16 protein-coding genes are annotated in these 15,791 nt (G+C 37.3%); 3 read left to right on the top strand and 13 right to left on the bottom strand.

Going from position 1 to position 15,791, the window contains the following annotated elements:
* Nucleotides 1–10 precede the first annotated feature (10 nt).
* The 5 genes from ACFX4N_RS10595 to ACFX4N_RS10615 form a co-directional block, all read right to left on the bottom strand.
* Nucleotides 11–2,053: a BglG family transcription antiterminator gene (locus tag ACFX4N_RS10595; RefSeq protein WP_053487469.1), complete on the bottom strand. Its 2,043-nt coding sequence runs from the start codon at nucleotides 2,051–2,053 to the stop codon at nucleotides 11–13.
* Nucleotides 2,054–2,365: 312 nt separating this feature from the next.
* Nucleotides 2,366–2,929 (bottom strand): NAD(P)H-dependent oxidoreductase, encoded by a 564-nt coding sequence (locus ACFX4N_RS10600; RefSeq protein WP_029322862.1) that lies wholly within the window; start codon nucleotides 2,927–2,929, stop codon nucleotides 2,366–2,368.
* A gap of 292 nt (nucleotides 2,930–3,221) precedes the next feature.
* A complete protein-coding gene (lepB, locus tag ACFX4N_RS10605) occupies nucleotides 3,222–3,782 on the bottom strand; it encodes a signal peptidase I (RefSeq protein ID WP_029322864.1) in 561 nt (186 codons plus the stop codon).
* A gap of 83 nt (nucleotides 3,783–3,865) precedes the next feature.
* Nucleotides 3,866–4,228: a nuclear transport factor 2 family protein gene (locus ACFX4N_RS10610; RefSeq protein ID WP_340643106.1), complete on the bottom strand. Its 363-nt coding sequence runs from the start codon at nucleotides 4,226–4,228 to the stop codon at nucleotides 3,866–3,868.
* A gap of 106 nt (nucleotides 4,229–4,334) precedes the next feature.
* On the bottom strand, nucleotides 4,335–4,697 hold the full coding sequence (locus ACFX4N_RS10615) for a CBO0543 family protein (RefSeq protein WP_306472902.1): 363 nt from the start codon (nucleotides 4,695–4,697) through the stop codon (nucleotides 4,335–4,337).
* Between the two features lie 470 nt (nucleotides 4,698–5,167).
* Here ACFX4N_RS10615 and ACFX4N_RS10620 point away from each other — a divergent pair, with 470 nt between their 5' ends.
* Both ACFX4N_RS10620 and ACFX4N_RS10625 read left to right on the top strand, forming a co-directional pair.
* Entirely contained in the window at nucleotides 5,168–5,824 is a 657-nt protein-coding gene (locus ACFX4N_RS10620; protein WP_013057906.1) for a DUF975 family protein, read from the top strand.
* A 115-nt stretch (nucleotides 5,825–5,939) separates the two neighbouring features.
* Complete coding sequence (locus ACFX4N_RS10625; RefSeq protein WP_013057907.1) at nucleotides 5,940–6,353, top strand: DUF1259 domain-containing protein; 414 nt, start codon at nucleotides 5,940–5,942, stop codon at nucleotides 6,351–6,353.
* A 149-nt stretch (nucleotides 6,354–6,502) separates the two neighbouring features.
* On the opposite strand, the gene ACFX4N_RS10630 is transcribed toward ACFX4N_RS10625, so the two are convergent.
* The 6 genes from ACFX4N_RS10630 to ACFX4N_RS10655 form a co-directional block, all read right to left on the bottom strand.
* On the bottom strand, nucleotides 6,503–7,273 hold the full coding sequence (locus ACFX4N_RS10630) for a DeoR/GlpR family DNA-binding transcription regulator (RefSeq protein WP_029322874.1): 771 nt from the start codon (nucleotides 7,271–7,273) through the stop codon (nucleotides 6,503–6,505).
* A 156-nt stretch (nucleotides 7,274–7,429) separates the two neighbouring features.
* Nucleotides 7,430–8,542, bottom strand: coding sequence for a 2-aminoethylphosphonate--pyruvate transaminase (gene phnW / locus ACFX4N_RS10635; RefSeq protein ID WP_057273539.1), 1,113 nt, complete (start codon nucleotides 8,540–8,542; stop codon nucleotides 7,430–7,432).
* 11 nt (nucleotides 8,543–8,553) lie between these two features.
* Nucleotides 8,554–9,336 carry a phosphonoacetaldehyde hydrolase gene (gene phnX, locus ACFX4N_RS10640; protein ID WP_098449160.1) on the bottom strand — a complete coding sequence of 261 codons (783 nt, stop codon included), beginning with the start codon at nucleotides 9,334–9,336 and terminating at the stop codon, nucleotides 8,554–8,556.
* A gap of 363 nt (nucleotides 9,337–9,699) precedes the next feature.
* Nucleotides 9,700–11,598, bottom strand: a complete 1,899-nt coding sequence (locus ACFX4N_RS10645; protein ID WP_098449159.1) for an endonuclease MutS2 — start codon at nucleotides 11,596–11,598, stop codon at nucleotides 9,700–9,702.
* A 453-nt stretch (nucleotides 11,599–12,051) separates the two neighbouring features.
* Nucleotides 12,052–12,381: an AzlD domain-containing protein gene (locus tag ACFX4N_RS10650; RefSeq protein WP_013057912.1), complete on the bottom strand. Its 330-nt coding sequence runs from the start codon at nucleotides 12,379–12,381 to the stop codon at nucleotides 12,052–12,054.
* Complete coding sequence (locus tag ACFX4N_RS10655; RefSeq protein WP_013057913.1) at nucleotides 12,378–13,103, bottom strand: AzlC family ABC transporter permease; 726 nt, start codon at nucleotides 13,101–13,103, stop codon at nucleotides 12,378–12,380. The genes ACFX4N_RS10650 and ACFX4N_RS10655 overlap by 4 nt, the downstream gene beginning before the upstream one ends.
* A gap of 95 nt (nucleotides 13,104–13,198) precedes the next feature.
* On the opposite strand from ACFX4N_RS10655, the gene ACFX4N_RS10660 reads away from it, so the two are divergent.
* Nucleotides 13,199–13,750 carry a helix-turn-helix domain-containing protein gene (locus tag ACFX4N_RS10660; protein WP_013057914.1) on the top strand — a complete coding sequence of 184 codons (552 nt, stop codon included), beginning with the start codon at nucleotides 13,199–13,201 and terminating at the stop codon, nucleotides 13,748–13,750.
* 35 nt (nucleotides 13,751–13,785) lie between these two features.
* On the opposite strand, the gene ACFX4N_RS10665 is transcribed toward ACFX4N_RS10660, so the two are convergent.
* Together ACFX4N_RS10665 and ACFX4N_RS10670 are read right to left on the bottom strand one after the other, a co-directional pair.
* Nucleotides 13,786–14,469 (bottom strand): TerC family protein, encoded by a 684-nt coding sequence (locus tag ACFX4N_RS10665; RefSeq protein WP_013057915.1) that lies wholly within the window; start codon nucleotides 14,467–14,469, stop codon nucleotides 13,786–13,788.
* A 272-nt stretch (nucleotides 14,470–14,741) separates the two neighbouring features.
* The gene (locus ACFX4N_RS10670) at nucleotides 14,742–15,725 is read right to left on the bottom strand and encodes a LacI family DNA-binding transcriptional regulator (protein WP_013057916.1); all 984 of its coding nucleotides are present in this window, start codon (nucleotides 15,723–15,725) and stop codon (nucleotides 14,742–14,744) included.
* Between the last annotated feature and the right edge of the window lie 66 nt (nucleotides 15,726–15,791).

The raw sequence follows: 15,791 nt of genomic DNA on the forward strand, positions 1-15,791 counted from the left end.
TGTACCATGATTAGATAGAGTGCGTTTTAATTATTTCATAGATTTTGTATTTTTCATTTAGCCGTTTCATCTCATTTATTACCCCGTTCATTTCCGCTAACTTCATCAGCTGCAGCATAGCGTTTAAATGTTTCTTTTTATCAATAGCTGCGATAACAACAATAAAATGAACTTTTTGCTCTCCGCACAATAAGCCTTCTTTTAACTTAAGTAAGCTCATGCCTACTGCTTGAACACCATCCTCAGGGCTTGCGTGAGGTATTGCAACATTAAGTCTTAGTACAATATGTGGAGACATAGACGGATATTGTTCCTGCATTTTATCAATATAAGCTTCAGTAATAATACCTTTATGTAAAAGCGGGGCAGCGGCTATTGAAATAGCTTCCTTCCAGCTTTCCACTTGATCGCGCAGCACAATTGTTTCGGGTGTAATTAAATCTGCTAAACTGTATTCTTGATTTTTACTTGTTTCGTTTAATACTTGGAGAGAAAAATAATCTTGCAGTGCTTTTTGAAGTTGAGACTTCTGATCAACTTTTGCGTATTTTTCAATGACACTTATTAACTGTTCAATGTTTACCACGGATGTATTTAAACCGAATATGGTTTGAATGACTCGCTGCCGAAGCTGCAACTTTTGAAAATCGGTAATAAATTGTTCCACAATAAATAAATGCTTAGAAGTCTGAACAGGAACAGGAGAAAATACCATATCAAATTCTGCTTTTGATTGCTCAAATTCTCGAATCGAAAGAGCTTCGTAGAAATAAAACTCTGGAAATAAATCACGCAGCGTGTGCTCCATCAAATGTGAAATGGATACCCCGTTAGGACAAACAACAACCGCTCGCTTTTTAAGCTGTATTGTTTCGCCACTGTTAATTAAATGTCCGCCAATAAAAACGGTAATAAACATCACTTCGCTTTCAGGAATAGAGCAGCCAATATAAGTTTCAAAAGGCTTTAATGAATCTTTTACAATGTAGTGAATGGCTTCGAACTCTTCACTAACTTTTTCAATTATTGAATAGTTAGTAGTTAGCTGATATTTAATGCGGTAGTAAGCTGGTTTCATATGCAGCACTAATTTTTGAAGCAGCTTCTCTTTTTCTTTAAAAGTGATACATGCTTTTTTCTCAAATAACGCAAGGCTGTTTTTTAATGAAGATTTTAATTCAAGAGTTTCTTCCTCTCTTAAAAACTGGGAGGATAGAACGTTAGAAGTAAGCAATTGTAATGTAATAAATAAACGTTCTTCCTTTGGGATGCAAGCAGCATCTTCAATTAAAATTTCGGCAGCTTCAAACTCTTTTGTATCCGACAGTTCTTCATAGTCGATATGATAAGAATCTTTAATTAAGTTTCCTTTTTTAATTCGTTTTAGCAAAATAGCTATTGTATATGGAAGAAGTTTTATTTTTTGATCGATAAATTGAAGTGCTAAACGCTTTTCTACTTTTTCCATTTGCTCTTTTAATCTCTGAATTTCTTCTCTTGAAGTTCCTGTATACGCCTGAATATACGTCTCGCCTTGATACATATCATAGACGGTCCGCAGTACTTCAATAAGCAGCTTCCTTTTATTCCACTCACTTCCTACTATGTCGTATCCATACATTCGCGAATAAACAATTTCAAGATGATAACCATTTACAATTTTCTGTGTATATTTCATATCTCTTAATACCGTATTCTTACTCACTGATAGCGAGCTAGAGAAATGAAGTAAAGATAATTCTTCTTCGCTACTTAATAGCATAAGCAAAACCAATTGAGCTCTTTCTTTTTCAGACGGAATATAACTTCCAGCAGAGTGTTCGACTTTTTCAGCAAACAGTTCCATTAGAAGAGGATCAATAATAAATTTCCCCCCGTTCGTTCGCTGAATTTTCGGATAGTTATTACTCTTTAACCAGTCATTAATTTTTGTAAAGCTGTAGCTAATCTGCCTCCGTGAAAGATGATACTTTCTCTCTAGTTCCGTATTGGAAATACCTGGATTACTAACCACTCGTTTTAAAATTAAATTGCTCCTTTCATCTAGATGCATCAATTGCTCCCCCCTTGCTTAAATTTATTCTATCACTGATCTCCACCAAAATGTTTACGCTTTCATTACCACTTCTGGTCCAATTATTGTGCAACTTGATGGTTAACTCTTCCTTACCATTGTAGACATTTCGCTAGTGCTCAGAAAGAAAAAGAAAAACTGTTTTTGACTACGATTTTTGCGTCAAAGTGAATAAAAAAACCCGACTGTTTAGTCAGGTTTTTTGTAGATATCGATTTTTATCGGGAAGGGTTCCTAAGTCTTTAAAGATTTTAGGAATCCCCCACTTCAGTCTTGCTAAGTGGGGGTAGTTCAATGATGCTCTCCTATTCCAAATACTTCTGCTACATGATTTTCTAATTTATGCTTGTAGTGATCAATGTTTGGATGTTTGACTACATCATGAATAGTGTACGTTGGAAGTGGGCTCATACCGACGTACTGATTCATTTTATGCAAATGCATAATGGCTTCATCTAAACTTTTTCCTTCATAGAAAGCTTCGTCATTGTCGAAAATAGCTTCCGGCGCATTCCATGTAAGCGAAAACATGTATTTTTTTCCCGTTAATAAACCGCCTCGCCCGTATTGACTGGAGCCTTTAAAGAAAATGTTATCCATATACACTCGATCAATATATTGCTTAAACTTTCCGGGAATGCTGAACCAGTAAATAGGCGTCTGCATAATCACAACATCAGCCCATAGCCACTTTTCAATTTCTTCTTCTACTTCGTAGCCTTTATCAACCACCGTTGTTTTAATGTCAAATTGATCAGTGAGTAAATGCTGCATTTCGTTAAAAATCGTCTGATTTAACTCTCCTTTTGACTTTTTATAATACTCGTGTCCATTAATGATTAATACGTTTTTCATGCTGACCTGCTCCTTTCCAAAATCCTTGCTTCTTTATTTTCATATATCTGTATACCCATAAAAACTACTTACCTATCAGTACCACCTCTTACTTTGAAGTAACATAGGTACCTAGAAGTCCCTTTTTAAACACCCTTATGATTTCCTAAACAAAGAAAAAAACAAGGTCTAATTTACTAATTCTTTAGAAGATGTTTAACTTGCATAAAGCAAATCGTTTTTTAAAAATCAGTTCTTTTAACCCAATAAAAAAGACTGGCGAATTAAATTCCGCCAGCCTTTTTCCCTTTTTTTATTTCGGTTCGCCTACTTCATTTAACGGATAGTAGCGAAACTGCACCTTTCCGATAACTGATTTTTGTGGAATGAAGCCAAATGCTCGTCCATCATGACTTACAGGACGGTTGTCCCCCATTACAAACAGTGAATTTTTCGGTACCTTCACTTTGCCATCAGTTGCAGGCAGCGTTTGAAGCGTAAAATCTTCCGTGAATTTTTCATTAGGTGCAAGAGATTTTTTAGATTCTTTTAAATACGGCTCTTTATAAGCTTTACCGTTAATATATAGAACGTCGTTTTTCATTTCTACCGTATCTCCTGGCAAGCCGATTACACGTTTAATATAATTTTCATCTGCATCCGGTGCATGAAATACAATCATATCAAAGCGATCAACATCACTGATTTTATTTAAAATGACGCGGTTTGAATCTTCAAACGTTGGATACATCGATTCACCGTGAACCGTAGTTGGCGCAAATAAAAAATGGCGAACTCCCACTACAATAACCAATGCAATAACAATGGACTTAAGCCATGAAAACACTTCTTTTTTTACGTTATTTTTGCTCATCTCAAAACATCCCTTACGTCAAAATATACTTTCATCATAGCATCAAATAGAGGGAAAGTATAATAATAACCGAATAATCTTATTTATTGATCATCGTTTGTCACTGTGCCTTGATGGAAAAACAAACGCCACTTTTCTTCTCTTTTTCGCCAAATAGAACTGCGAAGCGTCTTTTTTTCTGCCGTATGGTTCATAAGATGATAGGTAGTTAATACGCAGTCTGAAGACAATACGTCTAAATGAAAATGAGAGATTTCGAATACATCGGGTGAAAGGGTATGATTTTGACTGTAGTCTTCTCGTTTCCATACCCTGCCCGAGCTGCCAAACTCCACGTAATCATCTGCAAGAATGTTTGAAAGCTCTTTAACAGAGGTTCGTACTTCTGATTTTAAGTGCATGCATTCTAATTCATAAAATATTTGGGTGATATTCGCTGTTTCCACTTTTACAGTCTCCTCTCATTCTGTCTTATATTCATTATAAAGGTATACTGCAGTTTTCACTTAAACAAATAACACCCTTATCTAAATAGATAGGGGTGTTATTTGTTTAGCTAACGCTATAGCCTTTCTTCTTACCTGCAATCCAATCGCTAATCATTTTCACTACAATTCCCATGATGAATATTGTAAGAAATGAATAAAACATCGTCCAGTTCAGCAATTGGTACAAATACAGCGCTTTGAATATCGGAATACCTATAAAAGCAATAACAGCAGACGTAACGATATGTGCGATAAAGAAAAATTTCCATTTGCTGAAAAATTGGTAGACGAGTGCGATACTTACGGGAATAATAGCAAAGTCAACCGTATTGAAGCGATCTGTAAACGGAAGCATCTGGTGAGGGTAGCACCACAGGTTAAAAAATTTCCCGAATTCATCTACCAAACCGACTATGTCAAAGCTGATAAAAAAACGAGCAGCATAAAAAAGAGGCGCTGTCTATCCATAAAAAAATAAAAAAGCAGTAGAAAAAGAGCATTTATCACCACTATGAGCCACCATTGAAAACTAAAAAGATCTCGATGAACGCAATAAGAAAATTCCTTTTCATTTAAGACTTGTTGCATCATTTTGGTCATTTCAAACATAGAAATCCCTCTTATCTTAGAAAGTCTTTCCATGAGGGTTTCACTTCATATAAAAATGCCAAATCACGCATGGGGCTTTCCTTCCTTACATCCATCTTCTTCAAAAGCAGATTGTACCTATTTAGCGATTTCTATCTGTCTAGTAAAAATCTTTCGCAGGAGCTTTGCTTTTCATCTTAGAACCTATTGACTATTATTTTCATTTCATACAAAATTAACAATTGTGCATGGTTTACATGTTAATACGAGCAAAAAGATACTGTTTTGCAACATTAAAGGAGGAACAACATGAATATTGGGACGATTAAAAGAGAAGCTAAAGCTTCTTTGAAAAATCGCTGGGGACTAGCGATTTTACTTACGGTGGTGACGTACGGAGTATATACGCTTCTGCCTATTCCATTTGAAATTGTGGCAAGCGGCGGCTATGACAATTGGATGAAAGATGAATCTGATTCGGCGTCATGGATTTCAACTGCCTTTGCTATTGTCTTTTCGCCTCTTCTCATGGCGAACTACTGGGCATTTTTAGGTTTAGCGCGAGGTGAATCTGTCCAATTGGGACATTTGTTCAAAACATTCCAAGACTTCGGTCTTTATGTAAAGTCATTAGGGATTTATGTACTTATGACTCTTTATGTGATGCTGTGGTCACTGCTTTTACTGATTCCTGGAATTATCAAAGCACTGGCATATTCACAAACGTACTATATTTGTAAAGACAATCCTACTTACTCGATGAATCAAGCGATTACAGAAAGCCGCAGGTTGATGAATGGTTACAAAGGACAGTACTTCCTTCTGCTGCTAAGCTTTCTTGGCTGGTTTTTATTAAGTATTATTACACTAGGAATCGGCTTTTTATGGTCTATTCCATACCTTTCTGCTTCACTTGCCCGTTTTTATGAAAATTTGTTAAACGAACGCTCATCGCATGCTGAATAATAAAAAAATCCTCTTCATCGTGAAGGGGATTTTTTTATAAGAACACTGTTTGCATAAGTGAAGCTCTTATGTCATAAAGCTTACTAAGAGTATAGAAGAAAGGCAGGAGCTTATAATGTATACTACAAGTGAAATTTGTCAGCAGTTTGGCCAGATTTTAAACGCTAAAAGCAAAGTTAGTCCAACAGGATGCTCAGTGTCGCTTAAAAGAAGCTTTCAAGCTCATGTTCAAGGGCGAAAAAGCAGCTCTGTCGTTCCTGTTGGTGTATCATTTGAGGCGATAGACGCACAGGGAAACGCGTTAAACTTGGCTGAGATTGCTATTTTACAAGAAGAAATCCCTCGTTTTACAGAAGCTGCTGCGCGGCAAGGTCTTATCGTAAGCGCTTTGCATAACCATTGGCTTTTTACAGAACCAGTCCTTATGTATCTGCATATTCAATCTGTAGAGCCTCCTTTACATTTTGCAAAAAAAATGGCTTATTGTTTTTCAATGCTCAAAAGTCTTCCTGTTCCAACGAACGAATAATTTATTAAACGCATCTCTCGAGTACATTAGAGCGGTGAAAGATGTTTTTTTTGTACCTATAGATTATTAATATAGCTAAAAAAACCTCCTTACCTTTTAAGTACTTAACAAAAGGGGAATGTTTATAAAACATTCCCCTTTTGTTATTTTTAACATTTAATCCAGCTTGCATCCAAATCTCCCCAAGTTTCCGGAAGAGAAGCAGTGCATAAAATATAATCAATGTGCTTTAAAGAATCTATTTTGTAGTTCGCCTTCACTTCTAGCTTGGAATGATCAGCCAATACAATGGTCTGGTTTGCATTAGCGATGAAGATTTTAGACAGCAGGCACTTTTCTAAGTCAAAGCTCGTAATCCCAGCTTCGGGATGAAGGCCGTCAATTGAAATAAAGGCTTTATCTACATAAAATTCTTTTGCAACCCTTTCTGCTAGGGATCCAGAAGCCCGAAAATGTTTGCTTCTTACATGACCTCCTAGAAAAATAACTTCTCCGCTGAAAACCTGCTTGTTTTGGTAGTCGATTAGCATAGTCACAAGAGGAAAGGAATTTGTAATAACCGTTATATTAGAAATATTGACAAGTGACGAAACCATTTGCATGGTCGTGCTGCCTTCATCTATAAAAATAACGTTGCCTTCTTCTATCAGCTCAGCTGCTTTACTCCCTATTTTTTTCTTTTCTTTGCTTCTTATGACTTCTCGCTCAAACATAGGCGGCTCAGCAATTTCTGTTTCTATTTTCACGGCCCCGCCATACACTTTTTTTAACTTTTTTTCTCCTTCTAATTCTTCTAGATAACGGCGAATAGTCTCAGTCGATACATCAAAAGCGTGCGCTAAGTCGTTTACTTTGACTTGCCCTTGATGTTCAATCATATCTAAAATTGTTTTTTTACGTTGTTCTGCCAATAAAGACACATTATTGCACTCCTAACTCTACGAAAAAATTTGCTCATGTAAAGATGATATTTTCTTTCTTCATGCAGACCTTGCTTCTTTAACTCTTGAAAGATAGTATTACGCTAAATTTTATACTGATTCGCGAGAAATTTTGCCGGCACCGCCTAAACACGTTCATTGCTGAATCTCCTTCCTCTTCACTGTCGAATGAATCGCTTCTAGCAATCTTTCGATATCTTGTTTATGTACGTCTCCAATGTTTCCAATTCTAAAGGTGTCCACTTGAGAAACTTTTCCTGGATAAATGACAAAACCTTGTTTTTTTAAAGATTGATAAAATCCTTGAAATGTAAAAAAAGAATAGGTAGGGTAAAGAAAGGATGTAATAATAGGTGACTGCTGTTTTGATTGCAGCAGCGTATTAAACCCTAGCCTCCTCATCCCTGTCACTAGCAAGTGCTGATTTTCTCGATACCGCTTAAAGCGACCTTGGACTCCCCCTTCTTCTTCAAGTTCGAGTAGCGCCTGATAAAATGCCCGGACCACATGAGTTGGGGAGGTAAAGCGCCATTTCCCTTTATCCTTTTCCATCGTTTTATATTGATCATAAAGGTCGAGTGAAAGGGAACGGGCATTTCCTTTACATTTTTCAAGCTCATCTGTTTTAGCAATGACAAATCCGAATCCAGGAACGCCTTGAATGCATTTATTCGAACTGCTGATAAGTAAATCAATCTGCAGCTGCTCTATATCCATGGGTATACCGCCAAAACTGCTCATGGCGTCTACAATGGTCATTTTATTATAGCGCTTAGCAATACAACATACTTCTTCAATAGGATTTAAAATTCCTGTTGTCGTTTCACAGTGAACGACAGCTACATGAGTGATGTCTTCGTCTTCTTGAAGCATTCGTTCAATCACATCTGTATCAAAAGACTCAGTTTCCTTTACTTTATATACAGTGTTATTAATTCCGATTGCTTCACACATATGAACCATTCTTAAGCCGTAAGCTCCATTTGCTGCTATCAGGATTTTCCCTTCGACTCTCGGTACGAACGTTCCGATGGCTGCTTCTACACAAAACGTGCCGCTTCCCTGCATTAACACAGCAGTGTATAAAGAAGACGCCGTTGCCAGCTTGACTAAACGCTTTCTTATATCTTGGACGAGATTATTATATTCATCATCCCATGTACACCAATCTTTCAGCATCGTTTCGCGAACCGAAGCTGTCGTAGATAATGGACCTGGAGTTAAAAGCAAATATGGATTTTTCATGATAATCCTCCTCTTTATTGTTGTTCCAATTGATTAATCACTTGATCAAGGTCAGATATACGATCCACTACGAAATTTGCCCCGGCTTCTTCTAAACGGCTTCTCACTTCTTCCATTTTTATTTTTAATTCTTTTTGATCCATATTCTTTTCTGCTTCTTCAGAAAGTCCCATCTCACTGCTTCCTAAAATCACGCCTACTGTCCACATGCCGGCATTTTTTCCTTCTTGCATATCTGTTACGGTGTCTCCTACTTTTATGATACGATTCATAGGAAAGACATCTAACTCCATGGCATTACGGTAACACATCCATGGATACGGCCGGCCTGCTTTTACATCATCTGCTGTGAAGTAACAGTCCGGTGAATATCCTTTTTCTTTTGCTTTTGGCGCAACAATCTCCATCATTTTTTTCGTATATCCCGTCGTAGAACCTATTTTAATATTTCTGTTTCGCAAACGCTCTGAAAGCTCAACAGCTCCAGGAATAGGCGTGGTGAAGTCTTCTAATATACAAAATAAGCTTGATTCAAATTCATCATTCAGTTTTGCAACATCTTGTTCTGTTGACTTTGATCCGTGTGCCTTTTTCCATTCCCGTTGAATACGCGGCATCTTAAGAAGCGCTCGGATATGTTCAATTTTCAGCATGCCCATTGGCTCTCTAGCTTCTTCAATTGTAATTTCTACCTTATGTCTTTTAAATACCTCTAAAAACGCCTCAAGCGGAGCAAAACACCCGTAATCAATCATTGTTCCAGCCCAGTCAAATACTACAGCTTCGATTTTTTTCATTTTCCTCTTTCCTTTCGTTATTTAATTTGCCATTTACAATGTTTTTGATAAATAGTTTTCTCATTCGTAGAGAATTCCTACGATGGGCGAAAGCGGTAAAAATAATGAGTGCACTTATATCTGAGGCTGTTTTTTACACTTAACAAAATGAAAGTGCTTTAGATGTTGATTGTTGTTGTTTATGTTGTTTTTATAACTATTTCATATTATAACACGTCAAAACAACAAAAAACCACAACAATAAACAACTATAAAAGTGATGTAAATTCTTTTAAGATTTATTTGGAGATCTGTTCTATGTAGTTTTGAGAAGCTACATAAAAACAAAACCCACCACTTTCTTATAAGTGCTGGGTTTCTGCTTTATCTATTTTCGCGTATATCTTTTTCAATTTTCCGCAATGCTTTTTTTGATCCTCGCTGCAGATCATGCTGCTCTTTTCGATCTTTATAGCTAATAAATAACGAATCGAGGTCATAGCCTTCGGGATATAATTCAGCAGCTTTGATTTCAAGAGCTACTCGCTTAACGTTTACTTCAATTAACTCCTTCTGATAGAGTACGACTATATTGTTTGTGTTGTCTTTAGACTTATAAACAATCGCATGATTTTCATAATCTAACAGTTTGACTCGATCTCCCATTTGGTATTCAACACGGTCTTTTTTCTTTTCCTTCAAAATAGTTGGTTTTTTTATTTTATTTTCTCTGACGACTTCTGTATCATACGATTTGCTTTCCATATAGAACTTTGCTTTTTGTAAAATCTCTTCTTCTACCTTCATCTTCTTTGAAATCCAAAGCGCATTGCTTTCTCCAGATGTTCCAATTAACAGTTGATACAGCGGTTCTAATGTTTTACTGTTGAACTGCATTGCGGCATTCATAAAGTCAGGATGAATTTCTGAGAAACGCTTAATTTCTCCGTAATGCGTAGTCGCGACCGTTATGCAGCCCATATGATAAAACTTTTCTAAAATCGCAATCGCAAGTGCAGCTCCTTCATTCGGTTCGGTGCCGCTGCCAATTTCATCGAATAGGAGCAGCGTATTGTTTGTTGCTTTTTGCAAAATAGCCGATATATTTTTCATGTGTGAGGAAAAGGTACTCAGCGCATTTTCAATACTTTGGTTGTCGCCGATATCGACAAAAACATGCTCAAACAATGCAATTTCTGTTCCTTCATCAGCTGTAATATGAAATCCTAACATTGTAGCGAGTGTCAGTAGCCCAATCGTTTTTAAGACAACGGTTTTTCCTCCTGCGTTAGGTCCCGTAATAATTAAGCTTCGATAATTCTCGCCAATTTCGAAGTGAAGCGGAACAATTTCACCAGTTAACAGCGGGTGATATGCGCCTTTTAAATGAATATATCCATAATCATTAATTTTAGGTTCGATTCCGTCTGCCTGTTTACTGTATTTTGCTTTGGCAAACACCATGTCGTATTGGCTAATTAGCTCTAAATTAATATGAATATCAGCTAGCTTCTCTAACACTAAACCTGTTAAAGACGCTAAAATTTGATATTCTTCTACCTCTTCTTCTGCTTTCAAAATCGCTAGTTCCGCATTCAGCTTTGTAATAGATGCCGGCTCTATGAACACTGTTGACCCTTTAGAGGATGTTTCAACAATTGTTCCTCCAACGTGATTTTTATAGGAGGCCTTAATCGGAATCGTATAGCGGTCTCCTTTTTTACTGATAAAAAAGTCTTGAATATACTCTTTGTTTTTACTGTTTCGTAAAAATTTCGCAAGCTGTTCTGAAATCTTAGCTTCCGTTCCTTCTATATGTCTTCTGATACGCTTGAGCTCTTTGCTTGCCGCAGCGTCTACTTTTCCAGCCTTGATCGCAAAATTAATTTCCTCTTCTATACTTGTCAGTTCTTTCATCGAATGGGCATAGGAACTTAAGAGCGAAGCAAAAAATTCTTTATCCACCATATATTGTTTTACTTTTCTGCAGCCTTTTAAAAAATCGGATACGCGCATTAGCTCTTCGGGCTCTAAAATCATGCCTTTTTCAAGCTTTTCGATGACTCTTCCTATACCTGAGACACCTGATAGCGGAAGTGATTTCTCAGCATCTAGAAGTCTTCGTGCTTCCGTTGTTTCTTTAAGTCGGTTTTTTACTGTTTTAAGAGATGTGCTCGGCTGAAGTTTATCCATTAATTGTTTTCCCAGCTCACTTACGCAGTGAGATTTTACGATTTTTTTTAATTCATGATACTGCAATTTTTCAAATGTCATCGTATTCATGGTTTTTCTCCTCACTATGATTTGTCATCACATATGAAGATACCTATTTATTAGAAGGCAATGAAAAAGGTAAACAAAAAAAGCTGTGGTGATCCCACAGCTTTTTGCGTTAATCAGGCGTCTAGGGCACATATCACAAAAGAAAGCTCTGTAAAAACAGACGCCTCCCTGACGACAAATGCCGAACCCTTTATAAAGCATTGTAGGTATCTTCATAGGCAGTGAAATAAATTCATAAGCAAACAAAGGGTACCTTATTTTTTTAAAAAATACCCATCTTACTTATTCAATTTATTTCATTTAATTTTTCCTATTTAGATACTACTCCGCTCATAAAAGCACCTCATTTATATTTTTGTTTTCATTGGCTTCTAATTTACACTCTTATCATACTATATGAAAAAGCGTACGTAAAGGAGACAGTAAAAAAGCTCAAGAGCATAACTTGAGCTTTCATGACCAAAGAAAAAAACGAAGCAGCGCCATCATTCCGACTCCGCTAATAACGGTGATGGATAAGCTTTTGGTTTTCAGGGCAATCAGTAAGGTTGGAATGACTACGATAATGACGGGCCAGTTAATCTTTACGCTGTCATTTGCTTGAATGATAAAATTTTCTACAACAAGTGCGGTTAAAATACAAATAGGAATATAGGATAGCCATTTTAATACGGGTTCTGGCAGCGCGATGTTACGTACAACTAAAAACGGAACAATGCGAGGAACTACGGTAACAAGGGCACACCCTAAAATAATGATGAGTGTTGGGTAGTGGATACTCATTTATCCGTCACCACCCCAATTGTCGCTACAATAATCGTTGAAATTAATACAGCCACATGTGAAGGTACGAAAAAAGACAGCACAATCATAATAATCGCCATATAAAGAATTAAACGTAAGTAATGATTAAGCTTTGAAGGTAACACACTTTCGATTTGTAAAACAAGCAGAGCTAAAAACATAGCTGTTAAGGCAAAATCAAACCCAAAGGCTTCCGGGTTAGATAGCATATGGCCAAAAATAGCTCCTGTCGTACAGGCGATAATCCAGCTGACGTAAGCCGTTATATTTAATCCATTCATCCAGCGGTCATTAATTGGCTCACCTTTTGCAATTTTACTGGAAGACACCCCAAATGATTCGTCTGTTAGAAGGGCTCCAATTCCGACGTTTTTTAATAACGAATATTTTGTAAATTCAGGCGCGATCGTAGCGCTCAAAAGAAAATGTCTTAAGTTAACGATAAATGTTGTGAGAATAATAGCTGAAATCGAGCTGTTCGCAACCATCAGTGCACAAATAATAAACTGTGCTGCCCCGGCATACACGAGCGCTGATAATAAAGTAACTTCCATAATGGAAAGATGCGAGGACACTCCAACGATCCCGGCAGCAAGCCCTATGCTTATGTAACCGAGTAGCGTAGGGATACAATCCTTAGCCCCTTGTCTGAACGTTAAGTCCACTTTTTCTCTTTGCTGTACTGCTTTTTCTGCAATCACCGTACTCCCTCCTTTTCTGCTATATTATACATCTATACGTTATATTAAACAACAGTATGTTATACTATCTTTATAATAATTAAAGGAGTACAACAATGGACGCGATTCAAGATATTATTGCTAAAAATCTTGTTAAATTACGAAAAAATCGAAATTTGACGCTTGATCAAGTTTCCGAATTAACGGGTGTTAGTAAAGCAATGCTTGCACAAATTGAAAAAGGTAAATCCAGTCCCACGGTTACCACGCTTTGGAAAATCGCCAACGGCCTTCAAGTCTCTTTTTCTGTATTTATGAAAGAAGACACCCCGGATGTGCAGAAAGTAAGCATAAAACAGCTAGATCCCATCACGGACAACAAAGGTGATTACTTAGTGTATTCTTTTTTTCCTTATCATCCGGAAAAAAAGTTTGAAATTTACATCGTCACATTAAAGCCCGGATGCGTGCACGAAGCGAAAACTCATTTAGGAGATGAATACTTACTTATTAAAGAAGGCGAATTAACGGTTCGTTTTGAAAATGAAGAACATGAATTAGTCTCGGGAGACGCTCTGCATTTTTCAGGAAATACCTCTCACAGCTATATCAATTCTTCTGAAGAAGAAGCAAGCTTTTTTTTACTTATGCACTACCCCGAATCATAAAAAAAGAGCGTACGGATAATCCGTACGCTCTTTTTTTAAGCTGCGTGGGCTTGTTCTTTTTTCATTTTTTTGTTTTTCATGTACCCAATGCCTACAACTGCAATGGTTAAGATAACTTGAACAGCGAGATGTAAAGCTGTAGTTGGAACAAATCCGCCGATAATTTTATCTTCCACAATCATTTTTCCAGCAGACCATGCAAGCATCGCTGCTCCAGCGTAAATGATAATCGGAAATTTTTCCATTGCTTTCATAATAAAGCTACTTCCCCAAATAATAATCGGAATTGAAATTAATACACCAATCATAATCGGGACAAATTCGTGAGCTACACCTGCTAGAGCTAATACGTTATCTAATGACATGACCGCATCTGCGATAATGATGGTTTTAACCGCGCTCCATACCGTTGCTCCACCTTGAGGATTGTCACCGTGATCGTGATTGTCCGCTAATAATTTATATGCAATCCACACTAGCATCAAACCGCCGACCGCTCCGATTAATGGTATTTTCAATAAAGGGACAATAATAGCCGCAAATAATAATCGAAGACCAATCGCGCCGCCTGTTCCAATTAAAATCGCTCTTTTTTGTAAATCTTTTGGTACGTTACGAGCCGCCATTGCAATAACAATTGCGTTATCCCCGCTTAAAATTAAATCAAGAAAAATAATTTGCAGCAAACCTTGCACTGATACGCCAATTAGTTCCTCCATAGTTACCTCCACCTTCTCTTTTTATGTAACGTTTCTCCTTTAAATGTCCGAGCCTTTTCCTCCCTTTTTATAATTGAATACAAAAAAGACCCTTACCAAATAAGCGGTAAAGGTCTTGCTAACAACATAATGTCGCCAACAAAGCCGAGAGATAATCTCTGTAATGACGACTTTGCTGTTAAAGCTACTCCCCTTTAGGAGATACGTTCAATTATTTGTTTGTATTTACACCACTTATACTATAGCATCTCCTACATTCTGTCAATCGTTTTTTATGTAAAACGATTATCAACGCTCTCTCTTTCAATTAATTCATAGTTCGAAAGCGTAAGCTTTTCGACTTCTTCTCCGTTAACTAGCTTAATGATTCGCTGTGCCCCCATTTGTCCCGCTTCTTTATAGTAATATTTTACGGTTGTTAAGCTGGGATGAATCACACCTGTAATTTCATAGCCTCCAAAGCCGGTAATGGATACATCTTCAGGAACGCGCAGTCCGTTTAAATAAGCTGCCTTTAACGTACCAAGCGCAATGTTATCGGTCGCACATACAATAATGGACGGATTAAATTCTTTCATCACAGCCGTAGCGGCCCCGATTGCATCGCTCATGTTAAAGCTTGTTTGATAACAGCGGATCTCGCAATCTCTGTCTTTAAGACCTTGCTTTACGCCTTCTTTTCGCTTTACACCTACAGCTATGTCTTTTTCGGTTACGCCTAAAAAAGCGATTTTTTTATGCCCTTTTTCTCCTATGTACCTTCCAATGTCGCATGCAGCCTCGTAGTCTTGGTGAATTAAACTGTGGACTTCTTCATGCTGCTGTCCAATTAGCAAAACGGGAATTGAAATTGTGCGGAACGCTTCCAAATGAGCTTTTGTGATTTGAACGGCAAGAAGAATAATACCTGCTACCTTCTGCTTAGCCAGCGTATAGATATTTTCGACTTCTCTTTCTAAATCTTGATTAGAATTGGAAATAATCATTTGATAGTGGTGGTCTCTAAGTTCTTGGTCAATACCATCTAATGTGCGGGAAGTCGCAAAAGAACCCATGCGCGGAACAATTACGCCAATGATATTTGTTTTTTTCGCTTTTAAGCTTTGAGCAAACGCATTTGGGCTATAGTTTGTTTCTTTAATAATCTCTTCGATTTTTCGTTTCGTCGCATCGCTCACAGACCCTCCGTTAAGGTAGCGGGATACAGTGCTTTTTGCTACTCCTGCAAGCCGAGCGATATCTGCAATAGTTGTCATTCTCTCATCTCCGTATTTTGTTGCTGTTTCTTTCACAGTATACACGAATATCACGTGCATATTAAG

Source organism: Priestia sp. YIM B13551 (assembly GCF_042787905.1).
GTDB lineage: Bacteria > Bacillota > Bacilli > Bacillales > Bacillaceae_H > Priestia.

What these genes read in the sequence shown, in the direction of transcription:
- ACFX4N_RS10595 (WP_053487469.1), bottom strand. Translation starts at nt 2,053, where the DNA reads ATGCATCTAGATGAAAGGAGCAATTTAATTTTAAAACGAGTGGTTAGT.
- ACFX4N_RS10600 (WP_029322862.1), bottom strand. Translation starts at nt 2,929, where the DNA reads ATGAAAAACGTATTAATCATTAATGGACACGAGTATTATAAAAAGTCA.
- lepB (WP_029322864.1), bottom strand. Translation starts at nt 3,782, where the DNA reads ATGAGCAAAAATAACGTAAAAAAAGAAGTGTTTTCATGGCTTAAGTCC.
- ACFX4N_RS10620 (WP_013057906.1), top strand. Translation starts at nt 5,168, where the DNA reads ATGAATATTGGGACGATTAAAAGAGAAGCTAAAGCTTCTTTGAAAAAT.
- ACFX4N_RS10625 (WP_013057907.1), top strand. Translation starts at nt 5,940, where the DNA reads ATGTATACTACAAGTGAAATTTGTCAGCAGTTTGGCCAGATTTTAAAC.
- phnX (WP_098449160.1), bottom strand. Translation starts at nt 9,336, where the DNA reads ATGAAAAAAATCGAAGCTGTAGTATTTGACTGGGCTGGAACAATGATT.
- ACFX4N_RS10645 (WP_098449159.1), bottom strand. Translation starts at nt 11,598, where the DNA reads ATGAATACGATGACATTTGAAAAATTGCAGTATCATGAATTAAAAAAA.
- ACFX4N_RS10650 (WP_013057912.1), bottom strand. Translation starts at nt 12,381, where the DNA reads ATGAGTATCCACTACCCAACACTCATCATTATTTTAGGGTGTGCCCTT.
- ACFX4N_RS10660 (WP_013057914.1), top strand. Translation starts at nt 13,199, where the DNA reads ATGGACGCGATTCAAGATATTATTGCTAAAAATCTTGTTAAATTACGA.
- ACFX4N_RS10665 (WP_013057915.1), bottom strand. Translation starts at nt 14,469, where the DNA reads ATGGAGGAACTAATTGGCGTATCAGTGCAAGGTTTGCTGCAAATTATT.
- ACFX4N_RS10670 (WP_013057916.1), bottom strand. Translation starts at nt 15,725, where the DNA reads ATGACAACTATTGCAGATATCGCTCGGCTTGCAGGAGTAGCAAAAAGC.